Origin of the sequence: Bacteroides sp. HMSC067B03 (genome assembly GCF_001811315.1) — a bacterium.
Lineage (GTDB): Bacteria > Bacteroidota > Bacteroidia > Bacteroidales > Bacteroidaceae > Bacteroides > Bacteroides faecis.
Genome location: NZ_KV804466.1, coordinates 1 through 1,535 on the forward strand (window position 1 = coordinate 1; position 1,535 = coordinate 1,535).

At 39.5% G+C, this 1,535-nt stretch carries 2 protein-coding genes; both read left to right on the plus strand.

Features of this window, described 5'->3' with window-relative positions; genetic code table 11:
- On the plus strand, positions 1 to 1,256 hold a 1,256-nt coding region (locus HMPREF2794_RS23540; RefSeq protein ID WP_070752860.1), incomplete at its 5' end, for an RNA-directed DNA polymerase.
- Complete coding sequence (locus HMPREF2794_RS23545; protein ID WP_070752861.1) at positions 1,222 to 1,497, plus strand: hypothetical protein; 276 nt, start codon at positions 1,222 to 1,224, stop codon at positions 1,495 to 1,497. The genes HMPREF2794_RS23540 and HMPREF2794_RS23545, both read left to right, overlap by 35 nt.
- The last annotated feature ends 38 nt before the right edge of the window (positions 1,498 to 1,535 follow it).

A 1,535-nucleotide genomic window follows, 5' to 3' on the forward strand; every position in this document is an offset into this window, starting at 1 on the left:
CAACAGATAAACCGATCTATGACATACCCTTATCCTCAATTATAGAAGCATACGATGACTGTTGCAGGCAAAAGCGCAATACTGATGACTGTATTGAGTTTTCCTTCAATTATGATACGGGGCTGGTTGCCGTATGGGAAAGTATAAGATACGGTCATTATGAACCGGGGTTCTCTGACTGCTTCATGCGCAAAAAGCCCGTGTTGCGTGAAGTATTTGCTGCTGCTTATATCGACCGTGTCGTACACCACTGGATCGATCTTCGCCTTGACCCGATTTTGGAGGAACGCTTTCAGGCACAGGGAAACGTTTCAAAGAATTGCCGGATAGGGGAAGGATGCCTGTCTGCAGTTATGCGTATGGACGAAATGATTAAAGAAGTCAGCAAGAACTACACACAGGACGCATACATCTTTAAAGGTGATTTAAAAAGTTTTTTTATGTCCATGTCGAAGTCTCTATTATGGGAAATGATTGATATATTTGTTCGCGACAATTACAAGAAAGACGACATCGAATGTTTGCTGTATCTGCTTCGGGTTGTCATATTCCACCAGCCACAAAAAAAATGTCGTAGGAAGTCTCCCTTACATCTATGGGATAAACTGCCGAAAGACAAAAGTCTGTTTTACAGCAGCCCGGAACGTGGCGTCGCCATTGGCAATCTTCCTTCTCAAAAGTTTGCGAATTTCATAGGCTCGGTGTTTGACTATTATGTGACTGTAATATGCGGGATAAAGCACTATGTGCGTTTTGTCGATGACTTTGGTTTTGTCATGCGTTTTAAAGAGGATATCCTGAAGAATGTTCCTTTACTCAATAGTTATCTGAAAGAACAGTTGCTTTTGGAACTGCATCCTAAAAAGATATATATACAACACTATTCAAAAGGTGTCCTGTTCGTAGGTGCATTTATTCTTCCCGGTAGAATCTATATATCAAATCGTGTCGTGGGAAATATATATGATGCAGTCAGCAAGTATAACAAGATCGCAAAAGAAGGCTTCTGCGAAGCCCATATTGAGACTTTCGTGGCTACGATGAACAGTTACTATGGATTGATGAGACATTTCAATACGTACAATCTAAGGCGTAAAATCGGAAAGATTATTGCTCCTGAATGGTGGCAATATATATACGTTGAAGGACATTGGGAAGTTTTTGTAATAAAGAGTGAGTATAATTTTAAGAAACAAGTAAAAAAACAAATAAGAAAAGGCAATGCGAAAAAATATCTTACCCCTGAAATCAGCTAAGCCTATCGAACAACAATCCGACGGAACATGGATAATTCGATATGCAATACAACCAATCGGTAGAACTGATAGTGAAGGAAACGAACTGGTAACGTTTGCCAGTTCTACATTCTTGGAAAAACCAACATTGGAAATGATAAAGAAGAGTATTCATAGATATGCGATGAGCGTTCTTGATGACGAAGATGTTCTTCCGCTTGTTGCTAATCCTGATTTATCCGTTTACATGATCATTGATTAAATTTAAAGAGGTTGTGTCAAAACGCTGGCACAACCTTT

Coding starts and splice junctions, on each gene's coding strand:
- HMPREF2794_RS23545 (WP_070752861.1), top strand. CDS start 1,222: ATGCGAAAAAATATCTTACCCCTGAAATCAGCTAAGCCTATCGAACAA.